The sequence below is a fragment of the Catenovulum agarivorans DS-2 genome (assembly GCF_000568405.1).
Taxonomy (GTDB): domain Bacteria; phylum Pseudomonadota; class Gammaproteobacteria; order Enterobacterales; family Alteromonadaceae; genus Catenovulum; species Catenovulum agarivorans_A.
In genome coordinates, this window is the sequence record NZ_ARZY01000122.1 from 1 (window position 1) to 330 (window position 330).

Consider the following 330-nt stretch of genomic DNA (forward strand, 5'->3'; position numbering starts at 1 on the left):
ATAATGTGACTGGCGGTAACTTCGAAAACTTGGTGCTTGGCAGCAATGAGGTTACGACAAGTGTTTCAGATACAGTTTCAGATGTGACATTGAACTTATCTGCTACCCCAAGTGTGGCCGAAGGCGGCAGCATTACTTATACCGCAAGCTTAAGTGCGGCCGCGGAAACGGATATGAGCATCACCCTAAGCAATGGTGAAGTGATTAATATTGCAGCAGGCCAAAGCAGCGGCTCAGTCAGCTCGATTGCTGCAGGTCAAAGCTCTGGCTCAGTCAGCGTTGATGTCAGTGATGATGTATATATTGGTGCGGATGATATAACCGCAAGCC

The 330-nt window shown here is 48.2% G+C and carries 1 protein-coding gene; it reads left to right on the top strand.

What is annotated here, in order from left to right; genetic code table 11:
- The coding region (locus DS2_RS20660) for an immunoglobulin-like domain-containing protein (protein ID WP_035016757.1) at nucleotides 1–330 on the top strand (330 nt) is incomplete at both ends.